The following is a 24944-nucleotide window of genomic DNA, read 5'->3' as shown; positions in this document are numbered from 1 at the left end:
CGCTTTTTTGGAGAGAAAAGTTTCTTTGTTCTGCCGGAACTTTTTTTCCTTGAAGGTGGTAATAGTATCTATAGAATGAAAAGGAGGATTTACGCATGTCACTTGCCTACTATGTTGAAGAAAATGGTGAATTCCAGCCGATCTATCAATATGATCGCTATGCGATCGAACCGGAAGAGATCATCGCCCACCAACTCTGTGAATTCCATATCATCGAAGGACATCAATACGAGCTTCGTTCCAATGAGATGGCAGGTGATTACGATCAATTGATCGTCGATCATATCAAGGCATCACCGCGTGCGACAGAAGAACGCGTTTATCCACCGCACCAAATTCATATCGAGTTCAGACAGTATTTGTCCGACAGCGCTCAACCGCTCCTAAAGACATCAACGGTTCCGAATCACATCCAAGCGATGCGTTTTTTGATCAAAGACAAGATCGAAGTCGAAGGCCACGGTATTTTTGAGCGTGACAGTTGTGAAATCGATATCGACCGGAATTGTTACGTCGTCTATCTCGCCGATACACTTTGAGATGTAAAATCAGGTCTCTTCATTTCCAAGAGACGTTTTTTTTGGCATACTAGAAAGTAAGAACGAATCAATCGAGGTGAACGAACATGAGTGAACAACCAAAAAAACTATCGTTGCAAGAGGCAATGATCGAACGCTTGAAAGCAAAAAAACAAGCGCAAACAAAACGTCCGACTGGCTTACAAGGAACACAAACGAAACAATTGACGAGCCAACAGACGAAAAAAGCAAACAACCAGAAAAAACGGACAGGCGTCTAAGTCACAGGAATTCATGAAATAAGGAGTAATTATGAGTATTTTAACGGTATCTAACTTAAGTCACGGATTCGGTGACCGCGCCATTTTCGAAAATGTCTCCTTCCGCCTGTTAAAAGGCGAGCACATCGGTCTCGTCGGTGCGAACGGTGAAGGAAAATCGACGTTCATGAACATCATTACGTCGCAACTTGAGCCAGATGAAGGAAAAGTCGAATGGGCGAAGCATGTGCGCGTCGGCTATTTAGACCAGCACGCTGTCCTTGAAAAAGGATTAACCATCCGCGATGCACTTAAAGGTGCATTCCAGTACATGTTCGACATCGAACAGGAAATCAATGATTTGTACGGTAAAATGGGCGAAGTCGAGCCAGAAGAACTTGAAAAGATGCTCGAAGAAGTCGGCGTCTTGCAGGACATTCTGACGAATAACGACTTCTATACGATCGATGCAAAAGTCGAAGAAATCGCGCGCGGTCTTGGTCTTGATGAAATCGGACTCGACCGGGATGTACAAGAGCTCAGTGGTGGACAGCGGACGAAAATCCTGCTCGCCAAACTCCTTCTTGAAAAACCAGACATTCTCTTACTTGATGAGCCGACCAACTATCTCGATGTCCAGCATATCGAATGGTTGAAACGCTACTTGAATGAATATGAGAATGCGTTCATCTTGATTTCGCACGACATTCCATTCCTCAATAGCGTCATCAACTTGATTTATCATATGGAAAATCAAGAATTGAATCGTTATGTCGGTGATTACGACAACTTCGTTACGATCCATGAAGCGAAGAAAAAGCAACTCGAGTCTGCGTTCAAGCGTCAACAGCAGGAAATCTCTGAGTTGAAGGACTTCGTTGCTCGGAACAAGGCACGTGTCTCGACACGGAACATGGCGATGTCACGTCAGAAGAAGCTCGATAAGATGGATGTCATCGAACTTGCGCAAGAGCGTCCAAAACCAGAGTTCCACTTCCTCCAAGCACGGACACCAAGTAAATTGATGTTCGAAGCAAAAGGTCTCGTCATCGGATACGATGAGCCACTTTCGCGCCCTCTTGATCTGACGATCGAACGTGGGCAGAAGATTGCGTTGCACGGTGCGAACGGAATCGGGAAATCGACGTTGCTCAAGAGTTTGCTCGGTGAAATTCCAGCTGTCTCGGGTGTCGTTGAGCGAGGCGAGAACTTGCATATCGGGTACTTCGAACAAGAAGTCAAAGAGAAGAACTCGAATACATGTATCGAAGAGATTTGGAATACGTTCCCGTCTCTGACACAACAACAAGTCCGTGCCATGCTCGCGAAGTGTGGTTTGATGACGAAACACATCGAATCGAAAATCGAAGTGCTCAGCGGTGGGGAAAAAGCGAAAGTCCGTCTTTGTAAATTGATGAATACGGAATCGAACATCCTCGTACTCGATGAGCCGACGAACCACTTGGACGTCGAAGCCAAAGAAGAATTAAAACGTGCGTTACAAGAGTATAAAGGAACCGTCCTCTTAATCTCACACGAACCAGAATTCTATGAAGCTGTTGCAACAGACTTATGGAACTGTGAATCATGGACGACAAAAGTATTCTAAGCCATGCTTTACAAAAGATGGGATGCCCAGACGGGTATCCCATCTTTTTAGTTCATACACTTAATCATTGCATGATCGTGCATCTTCACGCACACTAAGACTTAGAAAATGATTATGAAGGAGCGTGTTTTTTTGGAAACGATCACGAAAAAGGCAACACTATCCTATCTCCATGTTCCAAGCGGTGGTTCAGAACAGTTGATTGCCCGTCTCTATTCACCTGAACACACAGCGGATGCTCCACTAATTGTCCTCTTTCACGGATTTCCCGGGAAACAGTTAAACATGGACTGGGCAGTACAACTTCAAAGCGCAGGATACCATGTGCTTGTCACGTCATATCGTGGAACGATCGGAAGTCCCGGACCCTTCCGATTCCAACATGTTCTGGAAGACGCAACGGCAACTTTACGTTACGTCTGCTCCAAGTCTTTCACTACTGAACACGGTATCAAGGCTGATCAGATTACCGTTGTCGGTCATAGCATGGGTGGGTTCGCCGGTCTGCATGCTTTTGCTGAGACACCGGAGGTTGCACATTATGTCGGGATTTCTCCGTTTAATTTTGGACTCGTCGGTCAGCTCGTCCTCGAACATCCGGAATACGAGCCTGTGCTTCATGGTATTCTCGAGCGAGGAGCTGCTTTCCTAAATGACGCCACTGCTGACGCGTTACTCGACGAGTTAAAGCACCATCATACGACCTGGAACTTACTAACGCTAAAAGAACGTCTAGCCGATCGCTCGATGTTGCTCATGACGTCAGAACGGGACGAAACATCGATCAAAGCGCTCCATCATGACTTATTGGTACCCGACAGTCCGTTTGAGGAAGCGATCGTCGATAGTGATCACAACTATATTGAGAATCGGGATGCTGCCTTTAACGAATGGACAGCTTGGCTCGCCCGACAATGAAAAGAGCGCTCAGTGTACGACTGAGCGCTCTTTTGCTGAAGTTCGAGTCCGTTGCATAGGACGGATCCGCATCCGGTATAGGACGAGCGTAAACATCGTCAGTGTTGAGACAGCGTACCAAATCGTCGTAAATAGTGTTCCGGTATCCGTACCGATGAATAGACCGTGTGCCGTCATTAATAGCCAAGCAGGTAAGACGAGCCAGTGTGTCAATTTCCAAAGCGTCTTGCCTAACGTCTCCTTTAAGAAATCCGAAGTCACGAGAACGAACCCGAATAAGTAGAGACTAATCGTTCCTAGCGCATTCCAGAGTGGTTCATAAGAAGCTTGGCCCGGAATCAGGACTTCAAAGATCGTCAGTGGTGCGTATGAATCGACGATGATGAGCGTCGCATGAAGGACGATTGCGAGCAAACCTGCCCAGCCACTATATAAATGCACGTGATGCAGTCGTGCTTTTTGTTTTTTGAATGCCGGGTAGGAACCGAGCAATCCCGCTAAGACAGAAATCGTCATGAAGAAGTGCCCACTTAATCCACTCAACCGGATCATCGTCCATGTTGAGAACAACCATTTCATCCAGTCCATGTCTCACTCACTCCTTTCTGTTCACTTCGCCATTCCCCAGCAGTATCCAAAATCAATAATCGCCCTTTTGGAAACCAACGAAACAGCTTTTCTTGACGTTCTGTCTCTGTCATCTGAAAGGCAAGTTTCGTCATGACTTCCGCTTCATAGAGTTGTGGCGCAGATGCGGTCACTTGAAGAATCGGACTTTTCGTCGGACGTCCTGTTCGTCCATCCAATAAATGATGATGCGTCTGTCCGTCCGTCTTCCACGATCGATAGACACGGTTCGATGTCGCGACCGCGCCTTGTCGCAACTGCACATCAGCGACGCGTTGTTCGGTCTCGGGATGCGTGATCGTGATATTCCATGGTTCCTCATCAGACCAGACGATGACGTCGCCTCCCGCTTCAATCAATCCACGATTCCAGCTTTTTCGTAGTCGTTGCGCTGCAATCATCGCGGCAGCTCCTTTTCCGATGCCACCTAGGTCGATAAAACCGCCTCCGACTCGAGTCACGTCACATCCTTCAATGATGAATGGAGCGATTTCTGGTGGAGCAACCTCTTCATAAGCGACAGCTTGTATGAAGGGAAATGATTGTCGATAGCCATTGGCTTGTTGTTGCGCCAGCAGGAATGGGGAAAAATAACGTTCGGTCTGCTCGAAATATCGTGTAGCGCGGGCAAGCAAGCGGGCTAACGGTAAGGACACCGATAACGTGTCGCCGATCCGTAAGCGATTCAATCGACTGACTTCACTTTGCTCATCAAAGCGTGACCACTGCCGATCCACATAATGAAAGAATCGGACAAGCTCCTCCCATTCTGCTTCATCGATCGGCTGATCCGTCACGAACCGCACCTGATTATGCATCGCATACAATTGTCGCTCCATCTTCCTCCTCCTTACCTCGAATGACTGGACTGACCGTCACTCGATCCACCGGGTTGACTGAAGCCAGATGATTCATCACCTTGCCATTGATCATCATCGTCTTCGTAATATCCATCATCCCCTTCGTATTCGCCTTCATCATCGCTATACTGATTCCCTTGAGATGGTAATGTCGTATCGTTCGAATACGTATCGCCTGTCGAAACAGGTGTCGTCGAGGAATCGTTCGAACTGACACTCAACTGACCAATCGCAAGTCCGATGAAAACGGAACTACTAAGCCCGACGAGCCATTTCGCAAATGGTTTGGGTTTCATCTGTTTCCTCTCCCTTCTTGTTACGTTTACTGTATCGAAAAAAACTGACAACTAACTGACGGTAACTATGGGATAATGAGAAAAAAAGAGGAGCGATGTGCATGCGCGTTTTGGTAGCAGAAGATGATCAGCGTCTTGCAAAGATGTTACGCCTCCATTTGGAGCGGGCAGGATATCAGGTAGATGTTGCGCAGGATGGAGTGGAAGCGCTCCTCCAATGTCAGACGTATCGCTATGACTTACTCGTTCTCGATTGGATGATGCCTCGTAAGAGCGGAGTCGAAGTCGCCGCTACCTTACGGAAAGAACAGTTCGAAGGCGGCATCTTGATGCTGACTGCTCGTGATACGGAAATCGATCTCGTTCATGGTCTCGATAGTGGAGCCGATGACTATCTCGTTAAACCGTTTCAATCGAATGAATTACTGGCACGACTGCGCGCTCTCAGTCGTCGTCAACAAAAGGCATTCGTGTCGACGGTCTCTTTCAATGGACTAGTCCTCGATCTGTCCTCACAAACGATTTCCTACGAGCGACATCCAATCGATTTAACACGACGTGAATTTGAATTCCTTTCTTTGCTCTTAAGACGACCTGAACAGGTGATGAGTCGTGAATTGATCATCGAAGTCGTATGGGGAATCGGAGCGGATATTACGGATAACGCGCTCGATGCGCTCGTCCGACTTGTTCGAAAAAAACTAGATGCGGTCGGAGCTCCTAATTTGATTCGGACAGTTCGCGGATTCGGTTATCGTTTAGGTGATCCGCATGCTTGAATCGATTCGAAAACGACTAACCTTGTTATTCAGTGGTTCGTTTTTTCTTGTACTAGTCCTCATCCTGATCGGAGTGTATGTCACAAACGCCCAATTGCTGAATCGGATGGAATTGAATCAATTGAAGAGCGTATCTGATCGAGATATCTTCGAACGGATCGAGCATGGGGAAGATCAATTCATTCGAAATCCGATCTACTTCCAGTTACTCGATGGTTCAGGAAACGAACGCTATGCAAGTCTGCCGCCAGACGTCGAGTCTAAAACACTGCACCGTTTTTTAAGCTCGAATGATACGACGCAACAAGTGGAATGGGATGATCGACACTTCTTACTGTATCAACGGAGTACCGAAGAAGGACGACTATTGCTGATGAAGGATATCTCTCCGACAGAAGATACCTTACAGCGATTGATTGCCGTTCTGGCGGGGATCGCGGTTCTCGCAACGATCGTCCTGACACTAGTCGGATACATTCTTGCTGGTCGAGCCGTCATTCCGGTGCAACAAGCATTCGATCGCCAACGTCGTTTTACGTCCGATGCTTCACATGAACTACGGACACCTCTGACAATCGTCTATAGCGGAATTGAATTGCTAGAAGCGGAATCACTTTCGAATGAAGGGCGTACGATTCTAGAGGACATTAAAGCAGAAACGGCAGGCATGCAGTATTTAGTCTCTGATTTATTATTACTTGCGCGAGAAGGACAAACTTCACCGAAACAGGAAGTTGATCTTAGTTCACTCGTCCAAAAGACTGTCGAACGTTTTCAGCATGCCTACTCGGATCGTGTCATCCATGCTTCGATTGCGCCTAACTTACGCATGAAAGGGGATGCCCATCAATTGAACCGCTTATTGACGGTCTTTCTTGAGAATGCTCTCGTCTCCAGTGATGACGTCATTGATGTCTCCCTCGAAGAAACTACTACAGAACGCCAGTTGATGATACAGGACCGTGGAATCGGTATCGCTTCCGATCAACAAACTAAAATATTCGAGCGTTTTTATCGGGGTGACCATTCGCGTCATGGAACAGGAACTGGTCTTGGGTTATCGATTGCTCAATCGATTGTCGATCAACATGGCGGAACGATTTCCATTGATTCAACATTAGGTGAGGGCACACGGTTCATCATTCATTTCCCCACTCTTTAAAACGATGTCAGTTAACTGTCAGATAAGCAGGGTAAAGTGAAATTATGCTTTACCATACTTATCCAAGGAGGTTTTTGATATGTTGGGGAACGTACCGCTTCATCCACTTCTTGTCCATGCACCGATTGCACTTTTATTATTTGCGACGATCCTATTACTCATCAGTCTGAAGTGGACACAATTCAAACTGTTTGCCCTTTTTACGCTAGTCGTCGGTCTGATTTCTGGAGTTGCTGCCTATTTGTCTGGAGACGGGGCAGAGGAGTATGCGGAAGCGAACTTAAGCAGCGTTACCCATGCTGCCATCGAAAATCATGAGCATTTCGCGTTGTTCAGTCTTGTTGCCTTTGGTGTCTCGCTGTTATTTTTGTTATTGGGTTACCGCTCAAACAAAAAAATGTTTTTATTACTCAGTTTTGTCGTTGCCATCGTCGGTAGCGGATTACTTGCTTATACCGGTCATCTTGGTGGTCAGATGGTATATGCTAAATAAAAAAGAGCCGGTCCATTTTCTCTTTTTATCAGAGAAGATGGACCGGCTCTTTTATCTTGTTTCTGTTTATTTACGATGTGCGCGTCCCGGGCGACGATTATTCGAACGACGTGTGTTTCCACGTCCTTCTGTCGTCTTCCGTGATCCTTTACTCTGGTCGTGCTGTGCGCGAATCGCCTCTTCAGACAATTCGACGACGATTGGCGTGACCGAGATGTTCAATTCACGTTCCATATCACGGAACGTCCGACCATCTTTCGGTGTCACGATCGAGACGGCAATTCCATCGTTCCCAGCACGTCCTGTCCGACCGATCCGGTGAACATAACTTTCGGCATCGTCCGGTAAATCGTAGTTGAAGACGTGTGTCACACCTGTCACATCGAGTCCACGGGAAGCGACGTCTGTTGCAATCAGGAATTGTGTTTTTCCTTGATAGAACTTCGCCATTGCCTTTTCCCGTTTCCCTTGCGTCAACCCACCATGCAGTTCATCCGTCGGATACCCTTGCATCTGCATTTCTTCGTTTAATTTACTGACACGACGTTGCGTACGGCAGAAAATGATGGCTGCGTATGGACGCATCTCGTCAAGCATCGTCCGTAGTGTCGCCTGCTTGCGACGATCCGTCGTCTCGACGACGAACTGCTCGATCGCTTCTACAGTGATGCTTTCCGCTTCTACCTGCACTTCGACTGGGTTACGCAAATACGTTTTCGCCAGTTCCTCTACTTTAGGTGGCATCGTTGCTGATAACATGACGAACTGGCGATCAACAGGTGCTGCCTCGATGATATCTTCAATTTCTGGCAAGAAACCGATTTGAAGCATTTGGTCCGCCTCATCTAAGACGAGTGTACGTAATTCGCTTAAGTCTAGTGTGCCGCGACCGACATGATCGAGAATCCGTCCTGGTGTTCCGATGATGATTTGTGGCATCCGTCCGAGTCGTTGAATCTGTTTAAAGACGTCTTGCCCGCCATATACCGCGAGAGCACGGTACTGTTCCGTATTGCGAATCAGCTTATGGGTCTCATCTGCGATTTGACGCGCGAGTTCGCGAGTCGGTGCGACGATCAATGCTTGGACCGTTTGCGATTCGACATCGATTTGCTCAAGAATCGGTAAGAGGAACGCTAGTGTCTTTCCTGTTCCGGTTTGTGCCTGTCCAATCAAGTCGCGTCCGTCAAGTAATGATGGAATCGCTTGTTCTTGAATCGGTGTCGGCTCCTTGATGCCTTGTTTTTGTAATTTTTTTATCCACAGGTCACTGATGTGTAATGTTTCAAATGTTGACATAATATATCCTCCTAAAAATTATCCACAGAAAAAAGCTGTGGATAACCTGCTTCGCATAGACAAAAACAGTTATCCACAGCCGTGCTCTATTCAGTATACACAATTTACGCGTTTGTTGCTTCCTGTTTTAACTTCCGATCGAGTATGAACGTACCGAACGGGATGAATGATGCGATGAACGCAATACCCGCCTTGATGATCGACCAATCGTATTTGAATTTCACAACGGCGAGCCAGATCGCGTACATGACGAATAAGACACCGTGAAGTGCACCAACGACCGAAACTGCTTGTGGAATGTCCGCCATATATTTCAACGGCATCGCAATCAACAGTAAGACTAAAAACGAAATTCCTTCTAATATCGCAATCATCCGGAATTGCCCAAGCGTAGTTCTTAACATCCCGTCACTCCTTTTTCCTGATTCCTGCTCTTAGTATACGGGATGGACGATCCATCTGTGACCTGTGTCACAGGATTGTCAGATTTCGAGTGATCGTAACCGAGCTTCGATGGCAGCTCGTTTTGGCTCAAGAAACGGAGGTAACGCAAGTGTCTCCCCTAATGTCTCAACCGACTCATCCGTCGCAAATCCTGGTGTATCTGTCGAGAGTTCAAATAAGATATGATTCGGTTCCCGGAAGTAAAGGGCTTGGAAATAGTGACGATCGACTTTACCGGAGTTCGGTAAGTGATAAGCATTCAGACGTTCGACCCACTTCTCGTACTCCTCACTGTTCGGTACACGGAACGCGACATGGTGCACACCACCACGACCTAAACGCTCCCGATCAAGGTCTGGACGCGCTTCGACGTGGACTTCTGCTCCGATTCCCCCTTCTCCTGTCGCATAGACTTCGATTGGAGCAAAGTCACCTGCTAGTGAAGGATAGCGACCAACATTCCGGAAACCCATCACTTCCGTCAGCACGCGGACCGTTAGTGTCGGATCGTTAACCGTCAATGTCACGGCTCCAAGTCCAACGATGGCATGTTCAGAAGGAATCTCTTCTTGCGGCCATGGGACACCGCCTGCGACACCTACTTCGCCATCTTCCGCGACAAGAATCAAACGCGTTCCTTCCTGATCACGAAACGCCAGTGTCTGTCGTCCAGCACGCTCAATGATTTCGTCATGCTCAACGTCCTTTTCCTCAAACCGTTTTTTCCAAAATTGAAGAGCGGCTGTTGTTTTGACACGAAGAGATGTCGAAGAAATACTCGATGCTCCTGGTACACCCGTTCCAAGATGTGGAATATCGAAAAACGTCAAATCTGTTCCAGGATTCCCTTCTGCGTCTCCATAAAACAAATGATACGATGTCGTGTCATCTTGATTTACTGTTTTTTTAATCAAACGCATTCCGAGTACTTTCGTATAAAATTGATAATTTCGCTCTGCCATGCCTGTTAAGATTGATACATGATGAATTCCAAGTAGCTCCATCTTCGTCACTCCCTGTAAATGATTTGGTAATTGAAGTATAACGCACTAATATCTTGAATTCAAGATATTAGTCTAATAAAAAACCGCCCCTCCGAAAAGGGACGATTGAATAGTTGAAATTAAAGTTTTACGACGTTAGCAGCTTGTGCTCCACGTGCGCCTTCAGTGATTTCGAACTCAACTTCTTGACCTTCGTCAAGTGTTTTGAAACCTTCACCAGTGATTGCTGAGAAATGTACGAATACGTCTTCTCCGCCTTCAACTTCGATGAAACCGAAACCTTTTTCTGCGTTAAACCATTTTACTTTACCTGTGTTCATGGGAACAACCTCCAAAAATAAATTACTTAATACATATGCTGAGCATATGAAAGGAATTCATTATTGTCCCGAAATACATGGAGCAACGAAAAGATTGTTCGTGACACGATGTGAATCCGTAATGACAATAACAATATTAAGCTAACGTAAGTATAAAATGGATGCGCTTTAAAAGTCAAGTTGCCAGACCAATGTTTTTCCAATTGATTCCACTTCTTCTACGTAACTCAAACAAAAAACAGGTTCAGCTGAAACTGAACCTGTTCTTCTGTTTTTAACGGTGGATCCAGACTGCTCCAGCAGAGTTATCTTTTGCTTCACCGATGACTTGAATTTTCAATCCATTGTTCGGAAGCAATTTCCCTGCATCCGGAATCAACTGGTTGATATACGATTTTGAATCATCAAACTTCGTCACACCTGGAAGACCTTTATAGTCGTAAAGTCCACGTGATGGCGAATCGATGAGCCATGCAGGTGCTTTATCATAACTGAAAGCAGCATCTGCGATTTGGTAACGTGTGCTTCCTGTCGTGACTGGCTTACCATTAAGTGTTCCAACGATTGCTTCAGGATGCGAGTCGACGACTCCGAGGAATCCTTCACCTGGGTGAATGCCAACCCAGTTATCGTCAAAGCTTGAGTCACCATACCAAACGACAAGACCTGTGTTGTACTTGACGCCACGTGCATGCTCAAGTGCTTTATCCGAGCCTGCATAGTTACGCCATTCGAGGTAGTACGCGTTATCAGCATAAGAGAAACCGTCTGAAGCGATGAAACCATCAAGCGTGAACTTCGGTGTACCTTCAGCATCGTCTTCAAAGACGACTTTTCCGTCAACTGTCAATTTCGCGTTATCTAGTGCGAAGCCGTCAAGAGCAAGTCCAGCATCTGTAACATATTCGAATTTCAACGTGACTTTCTTACCAGCAAATTCGCTCAGGTCATATGATTTATCGACCCATGCGCCTTTTGTTGATTCGGCACGTTTGTCGCCATCTGTATCTTGATCACCAATCGTATCGATGACTTTCGATTGACCACCAGCAGTCGCTGTGACTGTCAAGAAGTCATAATCGAATTCAACATCATAGAGTGCTTTGAAGTCGAACTTCGCTTCTTTTGCATTCGTCAAATCGAACTCTGGAGATGTCATTGACGTATGCAAATCATTGCCTTTCGTGCTGTAGTAATACTTTTTACCGAATGCTGGATCGATTCCTTTTACCGGTTTTTTCGGTAAGTTCACTTTAATGATCCCTGGATTTTTTGATTTCGTGACACTCTGATCGAGGTACGAAGCTGTTCCAGCTTTCGTGAGCGAATCAAAATCGATTGTTTGGATGTTTGCCCAGTTTCCACCCATTACATTTTGGAAGAACTCTTTATTTTGTGGCGAGAAACTTGTTGGTTCTGTTCCTGCGACGTTACCGTTCCAGCTACCGCCACTCATGATGGACCATGAAGCAACTGGCTCGCCTTGACCTGTGTACTGTGTATCATACTCATCTGGTAATCCAAGATCATGACCGAATTCATGCGCGAATACACCGACTGCTCCATCTTCCGGTTGGACAGTGTAGTCATAAGCAGCCATTTTTCCGCCCCAGTAATCTACACTTGCTGTCGTATTAGCTACAGGATAAACGCCTCCGAGTGTCCAGCGGTGTGACCAGATCGCGTCATCACCAAGTGTTCCGCCACCCGCTTCTTGTCCAGTACCCGCGTGAATGATCATCAAGTGATCGACGAGACCATCTGGTTCATTTAAGTTACCGTCACCATCCATATCATACTGATCAAATTGATCATATTCTGCTAAGTTAATGCCTGATTTGACAGCAGCATTCAATGCATCTTTAACGAGGCCGCGTGGTCCTTTTGCTCCCGGTAGATTATCGTTCCCGCCTTTTGGATCATCTGAACCGTAATCCTTAGCAGTTCCTGGAACCGTTAGCCAGTTCGAAACCTTCCCGTCAACGGAATAACTTCCACCTGATTGCTCTTCGTAATATTGTTTGAATGTCTTTACTTTTTCACCGTTGAAGAGTTCGAATTCCTTATCTCCGAACATGAGATCTTGATAATGTTTTTGGTTAAAATCATTTGAGTACATATATCCAGGTTCTTGCACGACGTTGTTGTGCTTGAAGTCACTATACTCGACGAGGAGAACGAGGACTTTATCCGTCCGTGTTGCTCCGTTATAGGCTGCCTGTTTTGCTTTATCAACTTTGACGAAGCCATTCGGATTGCCTTTTTTGTAGTTGTCATGCTTTTTCTTTAATTGTTTAGCCAATTGATCTTTCTGTTTCGACAAGAAATCCTTTGTTTTCTTATCAAACGCTGCTTCCTTACTTGATTCATGATGATCATGATCGGCTGCCGGTTTCCCATTTGCCTTCTTATCAAGATACTTTTGAACAGCTTGTTGCTTCGTCGCAGCTGAAGCTGCTTTTGAAATGACCCCACGTTTTTCAAGCACTTTTGCTAATCGATCCTGATCGACCGTGTTCAAGTCCATCGGTGCACCAGGTGCTACTTTTTCTGCTGCTTGTACGGATTTTACCTGCCCACCAGGTAAGACCGGACCGACAGCAAAAGCAGCTGCCGTAATTCCAGACAGTACGGCTAAGCTAAGCTGTTTCTTTTTTCCCACGTGAATTGACCCCCTATGTAGTAGTGAAAAGTAAAAGATTACTATACTTTTCTGAATATTCAAATCTTAGTTTATTTTACTTCCTTAATCAATCTTTTTTAAGATAATTAGTGCTTTATGACCATACCTATTTTTGAGTATTAATTTCAAAAGATTTTCAAAAGATTCTTTCACCTTTTTTTCAAAAAAACACCCTTCCACCGTTTTAGAAAACGGTACGCTGAAAGCACTCTAATTCACTAAAGGGAGGATATAATGAGCGCTTTACAACGTTTTGAACGCCACTTACTAAGAAACTATCTGCTCGGTTCATTCATCGCGGTGTTCGGCGTCGGGTGTCTGTTTATTTTTGAGACCCTTACCTTCACGAGGAATGAACAGTTGATTTTAATGGGTATCATGGGTTTATCTGTCAGTCTGATGTTCTTACTTGAATATATGATTTATTCTCGGCATATCGGTGCCTTACGCCGCTTCTTCCAAAACGAGATTCCTTCACTCGCCTCTTTCCAAGAGGCTTATCAAACGACCCATCACTTTCCGGTTCTGACTGTTCAACGCATCATGGGACCACACTTCTTAGGTCTCTCAGTTCCAGCATCACTCCTGACAGCACTCGCAATCTCTCAAGAGTGGTTAAAGATGCCGTACTACTTGATTGGTCTCGCCTGTTTTGGTGCTGTTCTCGTCGCGATTTTGCACGGTCTGATTGAATTTTTTCTAACCTACCGCGTTACGGAGCATATGCTCCTCACGTTAGAGAAGTATGCATTCGAACATGGCTTTGATGTTCCCAGAAAAACGATGGTCGTCACGTTAAAGCAAAAAATGCTGATCAGCACATTGATTATCGGTGTTTTTCCGATCATGCTGTTCGTGCTCGCCTCAGCCGTTCAATTAACGGAAAATGAAAGCCTTCGCTCTTATTGGAGCTGGTCGACGCTTATTTTAATCGTCATCTTGTCCGTCGCGACGTTTTGTAGTCTTCTTCTTTATGAGAACATTCGAAAACCAATTGCGATTCTTCAACAAGGCATTCAAGATGTTGAAAACAATCGTCTCGTCTCGTTACCGAATCCGTATTCTGATGAATTCTCGCACCTCGTCTCTGGTTTTAACCTGATGATGGAAGGAATCAAAAAACGCGATGAACAAAATGAGCAATTGCTGGACAGTCTGTTTACGTTATTTGCCGCAACACTTGATGCCCGCGATCCTTATACGGCAGGACACTCGCTTCGTGTCGCTGCTTATTCAGTGGAAATCGCTACGGCTGCCAACCTGCCGTATGAACAAATCGAGCTATTACGCAAATCAGCACTATTGCACGATATCGGAAAAATCGGCATTCGCGACGATGTGTTATTAAAAGAAGGTCGCCTGACTGACGAAGAATTCCAGATCATTCAGCAACACCCCGTCATCGGTGTGCATATTCTATCCCAAGTTCAGCTGCCAAAGACGTTACAACCAATTCTTCCTGGGGTAAAGTACCATCACGAACGCTATGACGGAAAGGGGTATCCGGAAGGACTCGCAGGAGAGGACATTCCACTCTTCGGTCGGATCATGGCGATTGCTGATGCCTATGATGCGATGACATCCGACCGTCCTTATCGCAAGGGAATGCCAGTGGAAAAAGCTTTATCCATCTTAGAAGAGGGCATGGGTACGCAATGGGACGCCACCTTTACGCATCTTTTTCTAGACTTGAAACGTTCGCCGATTGAAGACGTGTCGTAAATACGGAAAGGAGTTTCTCATGCATCCTAAAATCGTGGAACGTCATGAATTTTATTTTGTTGGTCTTGGACTGACATGTGAAGAAAACGAACTGCATACGTTGATGCCGGAACTCTGGCGTGAATTTTCAAGACGCTCACATGAGATTCCTGCAAAACCAGATAGCTATCCGCTCGATATCTCACTCGAACGAAACGGAACCAAATATTCGCAATGTGTTGGATATCCTGTCTCGTCACTTGACGATATTCCAAAAGGAATGAAAGGTCACCGGATTCCTGCTGCTCGTTATGTCTTTTGGAAACATGAAGGACCGGATATTGAAATTTGGAAGTCATTTGAGAAAATTCAGCGCTTTGCCTCGAAACAAGGGATTGAACTTGATCCTAATGACTTTAAGATTGATGAGACTCGGGACGATGTCCACCATCTCTACCAACGGATTCGTTGAACCATTCGCTTGAATGGTTCTTTTTTTGCGTTGAAATATCTTTCATACTTAATAATTCAGTACAGGTACTACGGACTATATTCAGAAAATTCGATTTAATTCGAATGACTTATTCTCGCTTTTTTAATTCTTTGGCATAGTTAGACTCAACCCAAACAAGGAGGCGATTTATTTTGAAAAAGTTTCTCGCTACATCGCTTGTCGCAAGTGTACTTGTCGTTCCTACGGTCGTAGGTGCAGAAGGTCTTCAAGCTGGTAAACTCACGAAAGCTTCGTCAGAACCAGCTGCAACGATCGTTAAAGATTTCGTGAACAAAAAAGGTGACTTTGCTGTTCAGAATGTCGAAAAAGACGGATCTTCGCAGATTGTACGTCTCCAACAAGAAGTGGATGGCGTCCCTGTCTTTGGTAGTGTCGTCGTCGGGAACGTCGCGAAAGACGGTACTTTGAAAGCAATCGTAAACGATGCGATCAACGTCAAAGGAAAACCAGGTCTCGCGAAAAAAGCAACTCTTTCTGAAAAGAAAGCAATCAAGTTATACCAAAAAGCAATCAAGGCTTCTGAATTCGAAGTCGCTCCAAAAGCAGAACTCGTCATCTATCCTGTTAAAAATGATGCAGTCTATGCGTATAAAGTGACATCGACGGTCCTCGCTGGTAAAGAACCATCACGCTGGACATATTTCATTGATGCAAACTCAGGTAAAGTACTTAATAAGTTCGACCAACTGGCACATGCGAAGCCAGTCAACACAGTTACGGGAACAAATGCAGTCGGTACAGGAACAACAGTTCTTGGCACGAGCGCATCATTTAATACAGTGAAGAGTGGCTCGTACTACTATCTTCAAGATTCAACTCGCGGTAAAGGCATCTACACATATGATGCGAAGAACCGCAACACACTTCCAGGAACACTCTGGTCTGACCTCGATAACAAGTTCAATACGACATATGACCGCGCTGCTGTCAGCGCACATGTCAACGCTGCGAAAACATATGATTTCTACAAAAACACATATGGTCGCAACAGTTATGACAACGCAGGCGCTGCCTTAAACTCATCTGTCCACTATTCAACAAGCTACAACAATGCATTCTGGGATGGAACGAAGATGGTCTACGGTGACGGAGACGGTTCAACGTTCACATACCTCTCAGGCGCACTTGACGTCGTAGCGCATGAATTGACACACGCTGTCACAGAATACACAGCTGGCCTCGTTTACCAAAATGAATCAGGTGCAATCAACGAAGCAGTTTCAGATATCATGGGTACGGTTGCTGAATACTCAGTCGGATCGAACTTCGACTGGCTCGTAGGAGAAGACATCTACACACCAGGAGTCAGCGGTGACGCACTCCGCTCGATGTCGAATCCAGCAGCTTACGGCGATCCAGATCACTACTCTAAACGTTACACAGGTACACAAGATAACGGTGGTGTCCACATCAACTCTGGTATCGTCAACAAAGCCGCTTACCTCCTCGGTAACGGTGGAACGTTCTACAACGTATCTGTCACAGGAATCGGCGTGCCGAAACTCGGTGCGATCTACTACCGTGCCCTTAACGTGTACTTGACTCCGAACTCGAACTTCAGCTCACTCCGTGCAGCAGTCGTTCAATCGGCGAAAGATCTTTACGGTTCAACAAGTGCAGAAGCAACAGCTGCAGCGAAATCATTTGATGCTGTAGGCGTCTACTAAGAAAATCTCCTCCCAAAGGATTTTCATATTTCCTCCCGAGTGTCGGACTCGGGAGGTTTTTTATGCGCAAAAAAGACGAATTCGCTTGGAGCAAATCCGTCTTTCCATTAGTCTTGTCCAGGATCACGGGCAAGACGTAAGCGCATCTTTCCGTTGTCCGGGAATACTTTCAATTGTAAAGATTCTCCCTCGTACCATGTCCCATAGCTTGTATCGACGACAGGTTCACCGAGCGTTGACAAGGCGTTCGTTGAGGCATTCGTCCAGTCGATCGCTTCAATGATTCCGTCCGAGACGACGAGCAGGTATCCGGCGTTCGAGAAGTAATAGGTATTGACCGCGTCCTGTTGCGTATTACCAACAGCACCATATTTTGCTTCGAAGTCAGCAATTGGTTTTCCGAGATACTGCTCCGGCTTATCAATCGGTTGGTTGGCAACTGCTTGCGACAGTGCCGTAAGGACTGCTTTATCTGATGTTCCTTTTGGTGCTTCTAATCGGACATCGGTCTCAGGCAAATACCCTTCGATACTATCATTGAGTTTCAAGTGGACCATTCCGTCTTTTGCATCCAATACCTCATAGACATCACCTAAATCTGCTTTATAGATGACACTACTTCGACTTGCATCGCGATAGACGTTCGCGAACGGACGTGTCACCCAAGCTGCTTGCGCATACTCTGCCGCCTTTTTCTTTGATTTCTTCTTCTCTTTTTTCGCTTCTTTTGGATCCTTTGTCGAGGCTGTCTCTTTTTTCGACTTTTCGTTTTTCGTTGCTTGATCCGTCGTTTTCGGCTTCTCAAGCGTCGATGTTGCTTGAGAGGCATCATTATTCGTCAACATATACAACCAGCCACCTACGATGAATAGCGTTGCTAAAATACCACCAAACGCAATCCCTCGGCGATTGCGTTTCTGTTTCCGTCGTTCTTGTCGAGACTGTCGTTCTTGTTGGTGTTCACTCATGTATGGTTCCTCCTGAAAAGTCGACACAGTTTTTCCCCACTATACCACCAATGTTTACTCGAAATATTTAAATTTCGATGACAGTTCGACCACGATGACGAGAAGTCAGCAGAGCTTCTGCGATTTTAGGTAAGTCGTTCAGTGTTTTGACGTCGACTTCTGATTCAAGATCGACACGCCACTCATCGGCCAGCCGTTGCCATAAGATCTCTCGATATGCAATCGGTGTTTGTACCGCATCGATTCCGATCAAACGAACGCCACGCAGAATGAAGGGATAGACTGTCAGCGTCATCTCTGCCCCACCGACGTTACCACATGTCGTCACGACACCACCATACTGTACGAAGCGAATGACGGATGCGAGCAATGGACCCCCTACCGTATCAATGACACCTGCGTACGTTCCTTTTTTTAATGGACGGTCTGTTTCTTCTAAGAACGTAGTGCGGTCTAATACCTCCGCCACACCTTTTTTAAGTAATCGTTCTTGTTCTACTCGTTTTCCGGTTACGGCGTGTACTGTATAGCCTAATCGAATCAGTAAGGCGATCGCAATCGTACCGACACCTCCTGTCGCTCCAGTCACAAGGATGGGTCCTGTCTCCTTTGAGACAATTCGTGACAGTTCATCGACCGATTGTGCTGCTGTCAATCCTGCCGTTCCATGCCGCATCGCTTCTAATGGACGAATGGATTCTGGAAGTGGCGTCACCCAATCGGCTGGTACACGTATGTATTCTTGAAATCCGCCCGAGGTATTCATTCCAAAATCAAAGCCATTGACGACGACCGCTTGACCGGTTTGAAACCGTGCATCTGTCGTTTGTTCGATATATCCTGCTGCGTCAACGCCTGGTGTGTGCGGATAGGATTTCGTCACTCCTCTATTACCCGACATCGATAAGGCATCCTTATAATTGATACAGGAATGCGTGACACGAATTAAGACGTCTCCTTCCGGTAAATCATCGAATTGTTTCGCCTCAACTTTCCCTTCATAGTTCCCGTCCACCTCTCGTACGACGAATGCTGAAAAAGTGTGTTTCATGATGTCTCTCCTTTCTCTTGTGCTTCTCTATACCCTGTTGTTTCCATCGACACACTAAAAATCCCTGTCGTTTCTCAAAGAAACGACAGGGAGCGGGGGACGGAAAAAAACATCAGCGTTCCATAGGTGGTCAAAGGTAACAGGTCAGTCTGTCAATGGTTCATGGTCATCGGTTTGCCGTCGCCATCTCTTCTCCACAGAGGAAAATTGAGGTCCGTCCCCTTTCCTTGACGTGGAGTCTCACCACGTCAAGGAGTTACATATAACGTCCACCATCAAAGTCAATTGTCGTTTGATAGTTCGCGGCATTGATCGCATTCGATACTTTGTGTGCTTGCCGTTCCACTTCCTCCGCTTTTAAGCGATAGACATCTGGATCGTATAAGGCATGACGAATGATCGTCGTCCCTTCAAATCCGTATTGGAACTCGCGTTTTGGTCGACTTGCGAGCATCTGATAATTTTGTGCCTTTGCCCGCAATTGGGTCGCCCACTCGATTGCTTCGACGAGCGGCATTTCTCCTTCATCCGTCACGATGACAGTTTCTAGATTCGCCGCGTAGACGAGACGATCCAAGACTCGCATATCATGACGCACGATGTCCATGGCGGATTCGACGTCGGTTAAGCTCCGGTCTTGTTGTGCGGGGAGTGCTTCTCCCTTTTCTAAATCAATGAACGCTACGCGCTCCATCTCTTCAATCAGCTGATCAAGCTGTTTCCTCAGAATACTCTTTAATTTCACGGCATCTGCTAGGTACATCATCAACTCCCCTTTCCTGTTCCATTTACGTCATTCCTTTCAAAAGGTTTCAATCAAACTGATGGACGAAGGCTCCAAATTCCCCCTGAATCGTTTGCTTGTCCATCTCCGATATCGTAGTAGCTCTGTCTGTATAGCGTTCTAAGAGATAGGCTTTTATTAGGACATGTGACGGTTGGAATCCGATACGCAGGCACCATTCCTGAAGTGTTTCTGTATCATGTCGCCGTAAGCGGGTCGGGAGTATGTGATTGAACTGGATGAGTTGTTTACGAATCCAGGCATCTGGTAGCTCGACCGGATTTTCAGTTAAAACAAAGTTTTTGGCTAAGGGCTGTAACGAGATGTCAGCTCTTATCGATTCCTCGTCCTGTTTCTTCGTCTTTCGACGTTTCCGCCAAACGATATAGCCTATTATGACTAGAGGTAGAATAAGCAGGCTCATCAGTAACACCGATGAGGACGATCCCCCTTTTTCGTTCGTACCTCGCTCGGCGTTTTTAATTCCTACAGTGATGACCTTATTCTGTTTCTTTTTCGGTTTGAGGTCTTTCTGCTTCTTCGGCTTTTGATTCGTGTCCCAAACCCGTAGATCTTCATCATTCTTCATCTGCTTTTTAGGCAACCACGAAAGAAACGGAATATGTAACAGCTTACCGTTTCTATTGCAGTTCGGTTTACACGATCCATTCGTTTCGACTTCTGACATCTTTATCGCTTGTGGCTTCAATGCTTGAAAAGCCGCTTCCGTCAGCGGCTTACTGATCCCTAATATCAGCAAAATCAATCCGATACCAATTACGAGTCGTTTGCGAAGTGACATCAAAAGCCCTCCTTTTCATAAATCCATTATAATCCAACTGTATATTTTTAGTGTATTTTTATGGATGTTATGAAACAAGGAGTGATTGTTCAATTAGAGGGGAAAAGGTAGACAGACCTATTCAGAGAGGAGAACTATTTCATGTTGAAACTCGATCACACGCATGATCCGTATCAAAATGCGGCGCTGATTCAAGAATACGTTGAAACATCAAGCAACGAACAGGCTGTTCGACAAGCAGAACAACTACTACACGATAGTACATTTATTGCACCACGACGTGATCCTAACCTCAGTCGAACACTTCGTTCGATGATCTCACCGTTATTTTTGACAAACCGTGATAAACATATCCTACCGCTGACACCAGCTTTCGTAACGCCACACGATGAGATTCGACCGAGTTGGTTCGGGCGGCTCAATCATGAATTCGAACGTTTGATCAGTGAAGTCGAAATCGTTGATATCACTTCCTATGGTGCGGTCGGTGATGGACAGACCGATGATACACAAGCGTTCATCGAAGCGCTCGGTGATGGACATCGACAAGTCCATGTCCCAGCCGGTACGTACATCGTTCGAGGAATTCGTTTGCCTAGTTATACGATTTTAACGGGAGCTGGCAAAGGGAAAACGATTATAAAGATGCACGATGACGCACCTAAAGGACGACGTCTTGTGACGAACCAAAATTATCTCCTTGGCAATCATCACCTGCTTGTTGAGAAAATGACGCTTGATTGGAACATCAAACGAATCGGTGACGCAAAGAAAAGTAGCACATGGGGCAATCATTCCAGTTGTCTCACATATGCGCACGTCACTTATGGTTGGGTCTTTGATGTCGAAGCTGTCAATCCAGGACTCCATTGTTTTGATATCTCGACACCGTATTACAATTACAACGGGGACAGTGCTCGAGCGAACTTAAGTAGTTCATTCATCTGGTTCGATGGATTAACCGGTTACGGGTTCGGAGACGACGGGATCACGACGCATCATAGTGACCATCTCTTCATCTCAAACTGCTTTATGCATGACCCAAGTGGACGTGCCCATGCAGAAGGTTTTTCCAATTCGAATGGGATTGAAATCGATGATGGGTCACGCGATATCTGGTTATTCAATAACGCATCAAGTCGTTGCTTCGGTGGACTTGAAATCAAGGCGCATGCGACCTCTTCTGCTGCCTCAACCGTTAAAATCGTTGGTCATTTATCAATTGATGACCACCGTGCCTTTAATTTTCGTCATATCGGGCATCATCAAGCAAGTGATCCAACGTCTCAGACGGCTTACAATATCATCGCAACACGCTTGATTGCTCAGACTCCTCAATATACGGAGCTATATACGAATTCAAAACCACGCGCACTCGTCGTTTCCGCTTATCGTAATGTCGTTATTCATGATTTCACGGTGCTAGGAGATCCGTATTATGACTACCAAGAACAGCCAATGATCGGAATTCAATATAAAGCACGCAACGTTACGATCAGTCAGTTAAAAATGAGTGGATTTCGCCACGCGAAAACGGATATCCAAATCTTTGGTGGAGAAAACGGAGCTGAGGATGTATGCCTTCGGGATATCCGGATCGAGGATTCTGCCAAACACGGGATTACGATCGGTCCTGACATCCATCGCGTCAAGTTAACGAATGTGGCACTAAAAGGAGATGGGACAGTTGGCTTGAATGCTAAATCGGAACCGGAAATGGAACGGTTCATCGCGACCGGATTTAAAGTACCGATTCGTGCTCAGTCGACGCAAGCATGAACAAAACGACAGGATGGACCGTGGTCCATCCTGTCGTTTTCATTGGGATCGAATATACGCAAGGACACGTGTATCAATCGCACGATCCGCTTGTTCGCGCATCTCAAAGTTTTCCGTATGCAGATATGTCCGGAGCGCTTCTTCAAAATCACCGCGGTAGCCAAGTGTCAATAATTTATCCATCAACTCCGACTCTAACGCATCATCGATGGGCTTGATTTCTTCCGGCTTACTCGGTTGTAGGTAAAGTGTGTGCAATTGATAGATGCGTTCGAGTTCTTCAATTGGACTCGGGTGATCATCAACACGTAGATCAATATAGCGATCGTTGAATCCACCGTATCCGCCACCTTCCTTGACGACGAGCAGTGCTGCTGATTGCATCCCACGCGAGTCCCCGCCTGCTGCTTGCCCCGCAGCCAACGCACGCAACAACCGTTCTGCGAGTGGCCCTTGCGTCGATTCAAAGACACGTGCCATCTCTTTGACCGTATTGCCATCTACAAGAATATTCCCTTGCGCCGCAAAATGTTTCCCCGCAATTCCGCCTGCCCAGTCGTTACATCTCTCTCCCGTAAAAGTCGCACTTTTGCCCTGCGCATCGATGATTCCGACTTGACGATCTGCTCGCCCTTCATCCGCTTCCGTTAATCGACGAAGCACTTCATCCGCTGAAGCGCCTTGTTCGATCATCTGCAACCCTTCAGGACCATACGTCGTATTTGCAAATGATTGTGTTGCTACAGCACCTACTCCCGCTTTCGCAAACGGAACAGCACTCCCAACAGCTAAAAATTTCGATTGGACAGCAACACCCCACGCTTGTTCTTTTTCGCAATAACCAACGATTGAATATGTCACTTCAGTTCCCCCTTTAGTCACTTCTCTACCCGTTCGTGATAACGCTTCCCGATTCCTGCAACAGAAAAACCTTCCGGACAGATGTCCGAAAGGTCGACTTCATTGAATACCGAGCGTCACAGCAAGTAATAAGGCGGCACATGCTAAAGCAATCCAAATCGCGAAGAGTTTCCAGACGAAACGTAACCATTGCTCATACGGAATACCTGCGATCGCAAGAAACGCCATCAAATGCGCACTTGTCGGAAAAATCATGTTCGTCAATCCATCTCCGTATTGAAATGCTAAGACAGCTACTTGACGCTCGATACCGAGTAAGTCAGATAAAGGTGCCATGATTGGCATCGTCGTCGCGGCTTGCCCGCTCCCCGATGGAATGAAGAAATTCGTGATTAGTTGTACGATGTACATTCCGATGACAGCGAAGAACGTTGGTAAATGTCCTACGGCATTCGATAAGCCGTAAATGACCGTGTCAATGACACGACCTTCTTCAAGAATGACGACAATGGCACGGGCAAAGCCAACGATCAATGCACCGAACGTCACGGCTTTCGCTCCGTCAATCAGACTCTCAAAAGTACCGTTCACACCGAGTGTGATGATCCCAGCAATCAGTCCAATGATCAAGAACGAGGCTGTCAGTTCCGTCAAATACCAGCCCCACTCGAAAATTCCGATGACGTTGAGCGTGATTCCACCGATCAAAATCAGTAAAACAAAAGCATGACGTTTCGAAAAGCGTGAAATCGTCGTTGCTGCTTCTTCCGCACGACGTTGTTCGAGATCATAAACGAGGCTACGCGTCGGATCCTGTTTGACTTTCCGTGCGTAAGTCATGACATAAAGAATCGTTACGACTAAGAAAACGATATAAACGGCGGTTCGATAACCAAGACCGCTAAAGAGTGGAACTTCCGCGATCGATTGAGCAACACCTACCGTAAACGGATTCAGCATCCCGCCGGCAAAACCAACCGCCGCTCCTAAACTAACGATTGCAGCTCCTGTCATCGCGTCATAACCGAGTGCACGTGCGAGCATGATACCAATCGGTACAAAGATGATTGTTTCCTCTGCCATCCCGATCGTTGCTCCGGCAATCGAAAAGACGAACATCGTCATTGGAATCATGATGTGTCCCTTTTGACCAAACCGACGAATCAATTGATTGATTCCCGCTTCGATGGCACCCGTTTGACGAATGATGCCAAAGACACCACCGACTAAGAAAATGTAAAAGATGATCGCAGCGCCTGCTTCCATTCCTTTCGGGATTGCTTCGAATAAACCAAAGAAAGTGACAGGTGCAGACTCCACCGCGCGATAGGTACCATCGATAACGACGGTCTGACCATCCTGTTTTTCACGGTCGAATTGTCCTGCTGGAAGCGTGTACGTCAAGATGACTGAAATAATGAGAATCGCCATGATGATGGCATATGTATGAGGCATCTTGAAGAATGATTGCTTCGACCGTGTGGCATCTGTTCGATCATTCATGATAAAAGCCTCCTTTTCGTGTCTTTATAAGAATAATGCCCT

General features: G+C 46.1%; 25 protein-coding genes. 11 read left to right on the top strand and 14 right to left on the bottom strand.

Annotated features, from left to right (window positions below):
• Positions 1-95: 95 nt before the first annotated feature.
• The 4 genes from B4F99_RS03270 (at position 96) to B4F99_RS03255 (ending at position 3305) form a co-directional block, all read left to right on the top strand.
• A complete protein-coding gene (locus B4F99_RS03270; protein WP_214856696.1) occupies positions 96-539 on the top strand; it encodes a hypothetical protein in 444 nt (147 codons plus the stop codon).
• Between the two features lie 86 nt (positions 540-625).
• Entirely contained in the window at positions 626-799 is a 174-nt protein-coding gene (locus B4F99_RS03265) for a hypothetical protein (protein WP_023469740.1), read from the top strand.
• Between the two features lie 31 nt (positions 800-830).
• The gene (locus tag B4F99_RS03260) at positions 831-2387 is read left to right on the top strand and encodes an ABC-F family ATP-binding cassette domain-containing protein (RefSeq protein WP_023469741.1); all 1557 of its coding nucleotides are present in this window, start codon (positions 831-833) and stop codon (positions 2385-2387) included.
• A 132-nt stretch (positions 2388-2519) separates the two neighbouring features.
• Positions 2520-3305, top strand: a complete 786-nt coding sequence (locus B4F99_RS03255) for an alpha/beta hydrolase family protein (protein ID WP_290755331.1) — start codon at positions 2520-2522, stop codon at positions 3303-3305.
• Positions 3306-3314: 9 nt separating this feature from the next.
• Here the strand turns inward: B4F99_RS03255 and B4F99_RS03250 are convergent, their stop codons facing one another.
• The 3 genes from B4F99_RS03250 to B4F99_RS03240 are packed head-to-tail and all read right to left on the bottom strand — an operon-like array spanning position 3315 to position 5088.
• Positions 3315-3893: a hypothetical protein gene (locus B4F99_RS03250; RefSeq protein WP_290755328.1), complete on the bottom strand. Its 579-nt coding sequence runs from the start codon at positions 3891-3893 to the stop codon at positions 3315-3317.
• A complete protein-coding gene (locus B4F99_RS03245) occupies positions 3881-4771 on the bottom strand; it encodes an FAD:protein FMN transferase (protein ID WP_290755326.1) in 891 nt (296 codons plus the stop codon). Before B4F99_RS03245 ends, B4F99_RS03250 begins: the two co-directional genes overlap by 13 nt.
• Before the next feature lie 11 nt (positions 4772-4782).
• Positions 4783-5088 carry a hypothetical protein gene (locus B4F99_RS03240; protein ID WP_214856701.1) on the bottom strand — a complete coding sequence of 102 codons (306 nt, stop codon included), beginning with the start codon at positions 5086-5088 and terminating at the stop codon, positions 4783-4785.
• Between the two features lie 101 nt (positions 5089-5189).
• Between B4F99_RS03240 and B4F99_RS03235 the strand changes: the two genes are divergently transcribed.
• The 3 genes from B4F99_RS03235 to B4F99_RS03225 all read left to right on the top strand — a co-directional run bounded on the left by B4F99_RS03235 (position 5190) and on the right by B4F99_RS03225 (position 7522).
• On the top strand, positions 5190-5867 hold the full coding sequence (locus tag B4F99_RS03235; RefSeq protein WP_290755321.1) for a response regulator transcription factor: 678 nt from the start codon (positions 5190-5192) through the stop codon (positions 5865-5867).
• Positions 5860-7029, top strand: coding sequence for a sensor histidine kinase (locus B4F99_RS03230; RefSeq protein ID WP_290755319.1), 1170 nt, complete (start codon positions 5860-5862; stop codon positions 7027-7029). Before B4F99_RS03235 ends, B4F99_RS03230 begins: the two co-directional genes overlap by 8 nt.
• A gap of 79 nt (positions 7030-7108) precedes the next feature.
• Positions 7109-7522, top strand: a complete 414-nt coding sequence (locus B4F99_RS03225; RefSeq protein WP_023469748.1) for a DUF2231 domain-containing protein — start codon at positions 7109-7111, stop codon at positions 7520-7522.
• A 66-nt stretch (positions 7523-7588) separates the two neighbouring features.
• On the opposite strand, the gene B4F99_RS03220 is transcribed toward B4F99_RS03225, so the two are convergent.
• The 5 genes from B4F99_RS03220 to B4F99_RS03200 all read right to left on the bottom strand — a co-directional run bounded on the left by B4F99_RS03220 (position 7589) and on the right by B4F99_RS03200 (position 13251).
• Complete coding sequence (locus tag B4F99_RS03220) at positions 7589-8821, bottom strand: DEAD/DEAH box helicase (RefSeq protein ID WP_023469749.1); 1233 nt, start codon at positions 8819-8821, stop codon at positions 7589-7591.
• A gap of 104 nt (positions 8822-8925) precedes the next feature.
• On the bottom strand, positions 8926-9225 hold the full coding sequence (locus tag B4F99_RS03215) for a DUF3817 domain-containing protein (RefSeq protein ID WP_035411945.1): 300 nt from the start codon (positions 9223-9225) through the stop codon (positions 8926-8928).
• A gap of 78 nt (positions 9226-9303) precedes the next feature.
• Complete coding sequence (locus B4F99_RS03210) at positions 9304-10269, bottom strand: ring-cleaving dioxygenase (protein WP_290755315.1); 966 nt, start codon at positions 10267-10269, stop codon at positions 9304-9306.
• A 119-nt stretch (positions 10270-10388) separates the two neighbouring features.
• Positions 10389-10589: a cold-shock protein gene (locus B4F99_RS03205; RefSeq protein ID WP_023469752.1), complete on the bottom strand. Its 201-nt coding sequence runs from the start codon at positions 10587-10589 to the stop codon at positions 10389-10391.
• Between the two features lie 274 nt (positions 10590-10863).
• On the bottom strand, positions 10864-13251 hold the full coding sequence (locus B4F99_RS03200) for an immune inhibitor A domain-containing protein (RefSeq protein ID WP_290755311.1): 2388 nt from the start codon (positions 13249-13251) through the stop codon (positions 10864-10866).
• A 255-nt stretch (positions 13252-13506) separates the two neighbouring features.
• On the opposite strand from B4F99_RS03200, the gene B4F99_RS03195 reads away from it, so the two are divergent.
• The 3 genes from B4F99_RS03195 (at position 13507) to B4F99_RS03185 (ending at position 17154) form a co-directional block, all read left to right on the top strand.
• Positions 13507-14994: an HD domain-containing phosphohydrolase gene (locus tag B4F99_RS03195; protein ID WP_290755308.1), complete on the top strand. Its 1488-nt coding sequence runs from the start codon at positions 13507-13509 to the stop codon at positions 14992-14994.
• A 19-nt stretch (positions 14995-15013) separates the two neighbouring features.
• Positions 15014-15445 (top strand): GyrI-like domain-containing protein, encoded by a 432-nt coding sequence (locus B4F99_RS03190; protein ID WP_214856605.1) that lies wholly within the window; start codon positions 15014-15016, stop codon positions 15443-15445.
• 173 nt (positions 15446-15618) lie between these two features.
• Positions 15619-17154, top strand: coding sequence for a M4 family metallopeptidase (locus tag B4F99_RS03185; RefSeq protein WP_290755303.1), 1536 nt, complete (start codon positions 15619-15621; stop codon positions 17152-17154).
• Positions 17155-17261: 107 nt separating this feature from the next.
• Here B4F99_RS03185 and B4F99_RS03180 read toward each other — a convergent pair whose 3' ends face one another.
• From B4F99_RS03180 to B4F99_RS03165, 4 genes are all read right to left on the bottom strand, one after another.
• On the bottom strand, positions 17262-18122 hold the full coding sequence (locus B4F99_RS03180) for a hypothetical protein (RefSeq protein ID WP_290755301.1): 861 nt from the start codon (positions 18120-18122) through the stop codon (positions 17262-17264).
• 67 nt (positions 18123-18189) lie between these two features.
• A complete protein-coding gene (locus tag B4F99_RS03175) occupies positions 18190-19173 on the bottom strand; it encodes a YhdH/YhfP family quinone oxidoreductase (RefSeq protein WP_290755298.1) in 984 nt (327 codons plus the stop codon).
• A gap of 256 nt (positions 19174-19429) precedes the next feature.
• Positions 19430-19936 carry a hypothetical protein gene (locus B4F99_RS03170; RefSeq protein ID WP_290755295.1) on the bottom strand — a complete coding sequence of 169 codons (507 nt, stop codon included), beginning with the start codon at positions 19934-19936 and terminating at the stop codon, positions 19430-19432.
• Positions 19937-19985: 49 nt separating this feature from the next.
• Positions 19986-20759 (bottom strand): hypothetical protein, encoded by a 774-nt coding sequence (locus tag B4F99_RS03165; RefSeq protein WP_290755292.1) that lies wholly within the window; start codon positions 20757-20759, stop codon positions 19986-19988.
• A 141-nt stretch (positions 20760-20900) separates the two neighbouring features.
• Between B4F99_RS03165 and B4F99_RS03160 the strand changes: the two genes are divergently transcribed.
• A complete protein-coding gene (locus B4F99_RS03160) occupies positions 20901-22538 on the top strand; it encodes a glycosyl hydrolase family 28-related protein (RefSeq protein ID WP_290755290.1) in 1638 nt (545 codons plus the stop codon).
• A 39-nt stretch (positions 22539-22577) separates the two neighbouring features.
• Here B4F99_RS03160 and B4F99_RS03155 read toward each other — a convergent pair whose 3' ends face one another.
• Entirely contained in the window at positions 22578-23399 is an 822-nt protein-coding gene (locus B4F99_RS03155) for a DUF1028 domain-containing protein (RefSeq protein ID WP_290755287.1), read from the bottom strand.
• Positions 23400-23498: 99 nt separating this feature from the next.
• Positions 23499-24902 (bottom strand): YfcC family protein, encoded by a 1404-nt coding sequence (locus B4F99_RS03150; RefSeq protein ID WP_290755285.1) that lies wholly within the window; start codon positions 24900-24902, stop codon positions 23499-23501.
• Positions 24903-24944 lie beyond the last annotated feature (42 nt).

The organism is Exiguobacterium sp. UBA3491 (assembly GCF_002377745.1).
Lineage (GTDB): Bacteria > Bacillota > Bacilli > Exiguobacteriales > Exiguobacteriaceae > Exiguobacterium_A.
Note: the sequence above shows the minus strand (reverse complement) of the source record. Positions and strands in the feature narration are given on the sequence as shown.

What these genes read in the sequence shown, in the direction of transcription:
- B4F99_RS03270 (WP_214856696.1), top strand. Translation starts at nt 96, where the DNA reads ATGTCACTTGCCTACTATGTTGAAGAAAATGGTGAATTCCAGCCGATC.
- B4F99_RS03265 (WP_023469740.1), top strand. Translation starts at nt 626, where the DNA reads ATGAGTGAACAACCAAAAAAACTATCGTTGCAAGAGGCAATGATCGAA.
- B4F99_RS03260 (WP_023469741.1), top strand. Translation starts at nt 831, where the DNA reads ATGAGTATTTTAACGGTATCTAACTTAAGTCACGGATTCGGTGACCGC.
- B4F99_RS03250 (WP_290755328.1), bottom strand. Translation starts at nt 3,893, where the DNA reads ATGGACTGGATGAAATGGTTGTTCTCAACATGGACGATGATCCGGTTG.
- B4F99_RS03245 (WP_290755326.1), bottom strand. Translation starts at nt 4,771, where the DNA reads ATGGAGCGACAATTGTATGCGATGCATAATCAGGTGCGGTTCGTGACG.
- B4F99_RS03240 (WP_214856701.1), bottom strand. Translation starts at nt 5,088, where the DNA reads ATGAAACCCAAACCATTTGCGAAATGGCTCGTCGGGCTTAGTAGTTCC.
- B4F99_RS03235 (WP_290755321.1), top strand. Translation starts at nt 5,190, where the DNA reads ATGCGCGTTTTGGTAGCAGAAGATGATCAGCGTCTTGCAAAGATGTTA.
- B4F99_RS03230 (WP_290755319.1), top strand. Translation starts at nt 5,860, where the DNA reads ATGCTTGAATCGATTCGAAAACGACTAACCTTGTTATTCAGTGGTTCG.
- B4F99_RS03225 (WP_023469748.1), top strand. Translation starts at nt 7,109, where the DNA reads ATGTTGGGGAACGTACCGCTTCATCCACTTCTTGTCCATGCACCGATT.
- B4F99_RS03220 (WP_023469749.1), bottom strand. Translation starts at nt 8,821, where the DNA reads ATGTCAACATTTGAAACATTACACATCAGTGACCTGTGGATAAAAAAA.
- B4F99_RS03215 (WP_035411945.1), bottom strand. Translation starts at nt 9,225, where the DNA reads ATGTTAAGAACTACGCTTGGGCAATTCCGGATGATTGCGATATTAGAA.
- B4F99_RS03210 (WP_290755315.1), bottom strand. Translation starts at nt 10,269, where the DNA reads ATGGAGCTACTTGGAATTCATCATGTATCAATCTTAACAGGCATGGCA.
- B4F99_RS03205 (WP_023469752.1), bottom strand. Translation starts at nt 10,589, where the DNA reads ATGAACACAGGTAAAGTAAAATGGTTTAACGCAGAAAAAGGTTTCGGT.
- B4F99_RS03195 (WP_290755308.1), top strand. Translation starts at nt 13,507, where the DNA reads ATGAGCGCTTTACAACGTTTTGAACGCCACTTACTAAGAAACTATCTG.
- B4F99_RS03190 (WP_214856605.1), top strand. Translation starts at nt 15,014, where the DNA reads ATGCATCCTAAAATCGTGGAACGTCATGAATTTTATTTTGTTGGTCTT.
- B4F99_RS03180 (WP_290755301.1), bottom strand. Translation starts at nt 18,122, where the DNA reads ATGAGTGAACACCAACAAGAACGACAGTCTCGACAAGAACGACGGAAA.
- B4F99_RS03175 (WP_290755298.1), bottom strand. Translation starts at nt 19,173, where the DNA reads ATGAAACACACTTTTTCAGCATTCGTCGTACGAGAGGTGGACGGGAAC.
- B4F99_RS03170 (WP_290755295.1), bottom strand. Translation starts at nt 19,936, where the DNA reads ATGTACCTAGCAGATGCCGTGAAATTAAAGAGTATTCTGAGGAAACAG.
- B4F99_RS03165 (WP_290755292.1), bottom strand. Translation starts at nt 20,759, where the DNA reads ATGTCACTTCGCAAACGACTCGTAATTGGTATCGGATTGATTTTGCTG.
- B4F99_RS03160 (WP_290755290.1), top strand. Translation starts at nt 20,901, where the DNA reads ATGTTGAAACTCGATCACACGCATGATCCGTATCAAAATGCGGCGCTG.
- B4F99_RS03150 (WP_290755285.1), bottom strand. Translation starts at nt 24,902, where the DNA reads ATGAATGATCGAACAGATGCCACACGGTCGAAGCAATCATTCTTCAAG.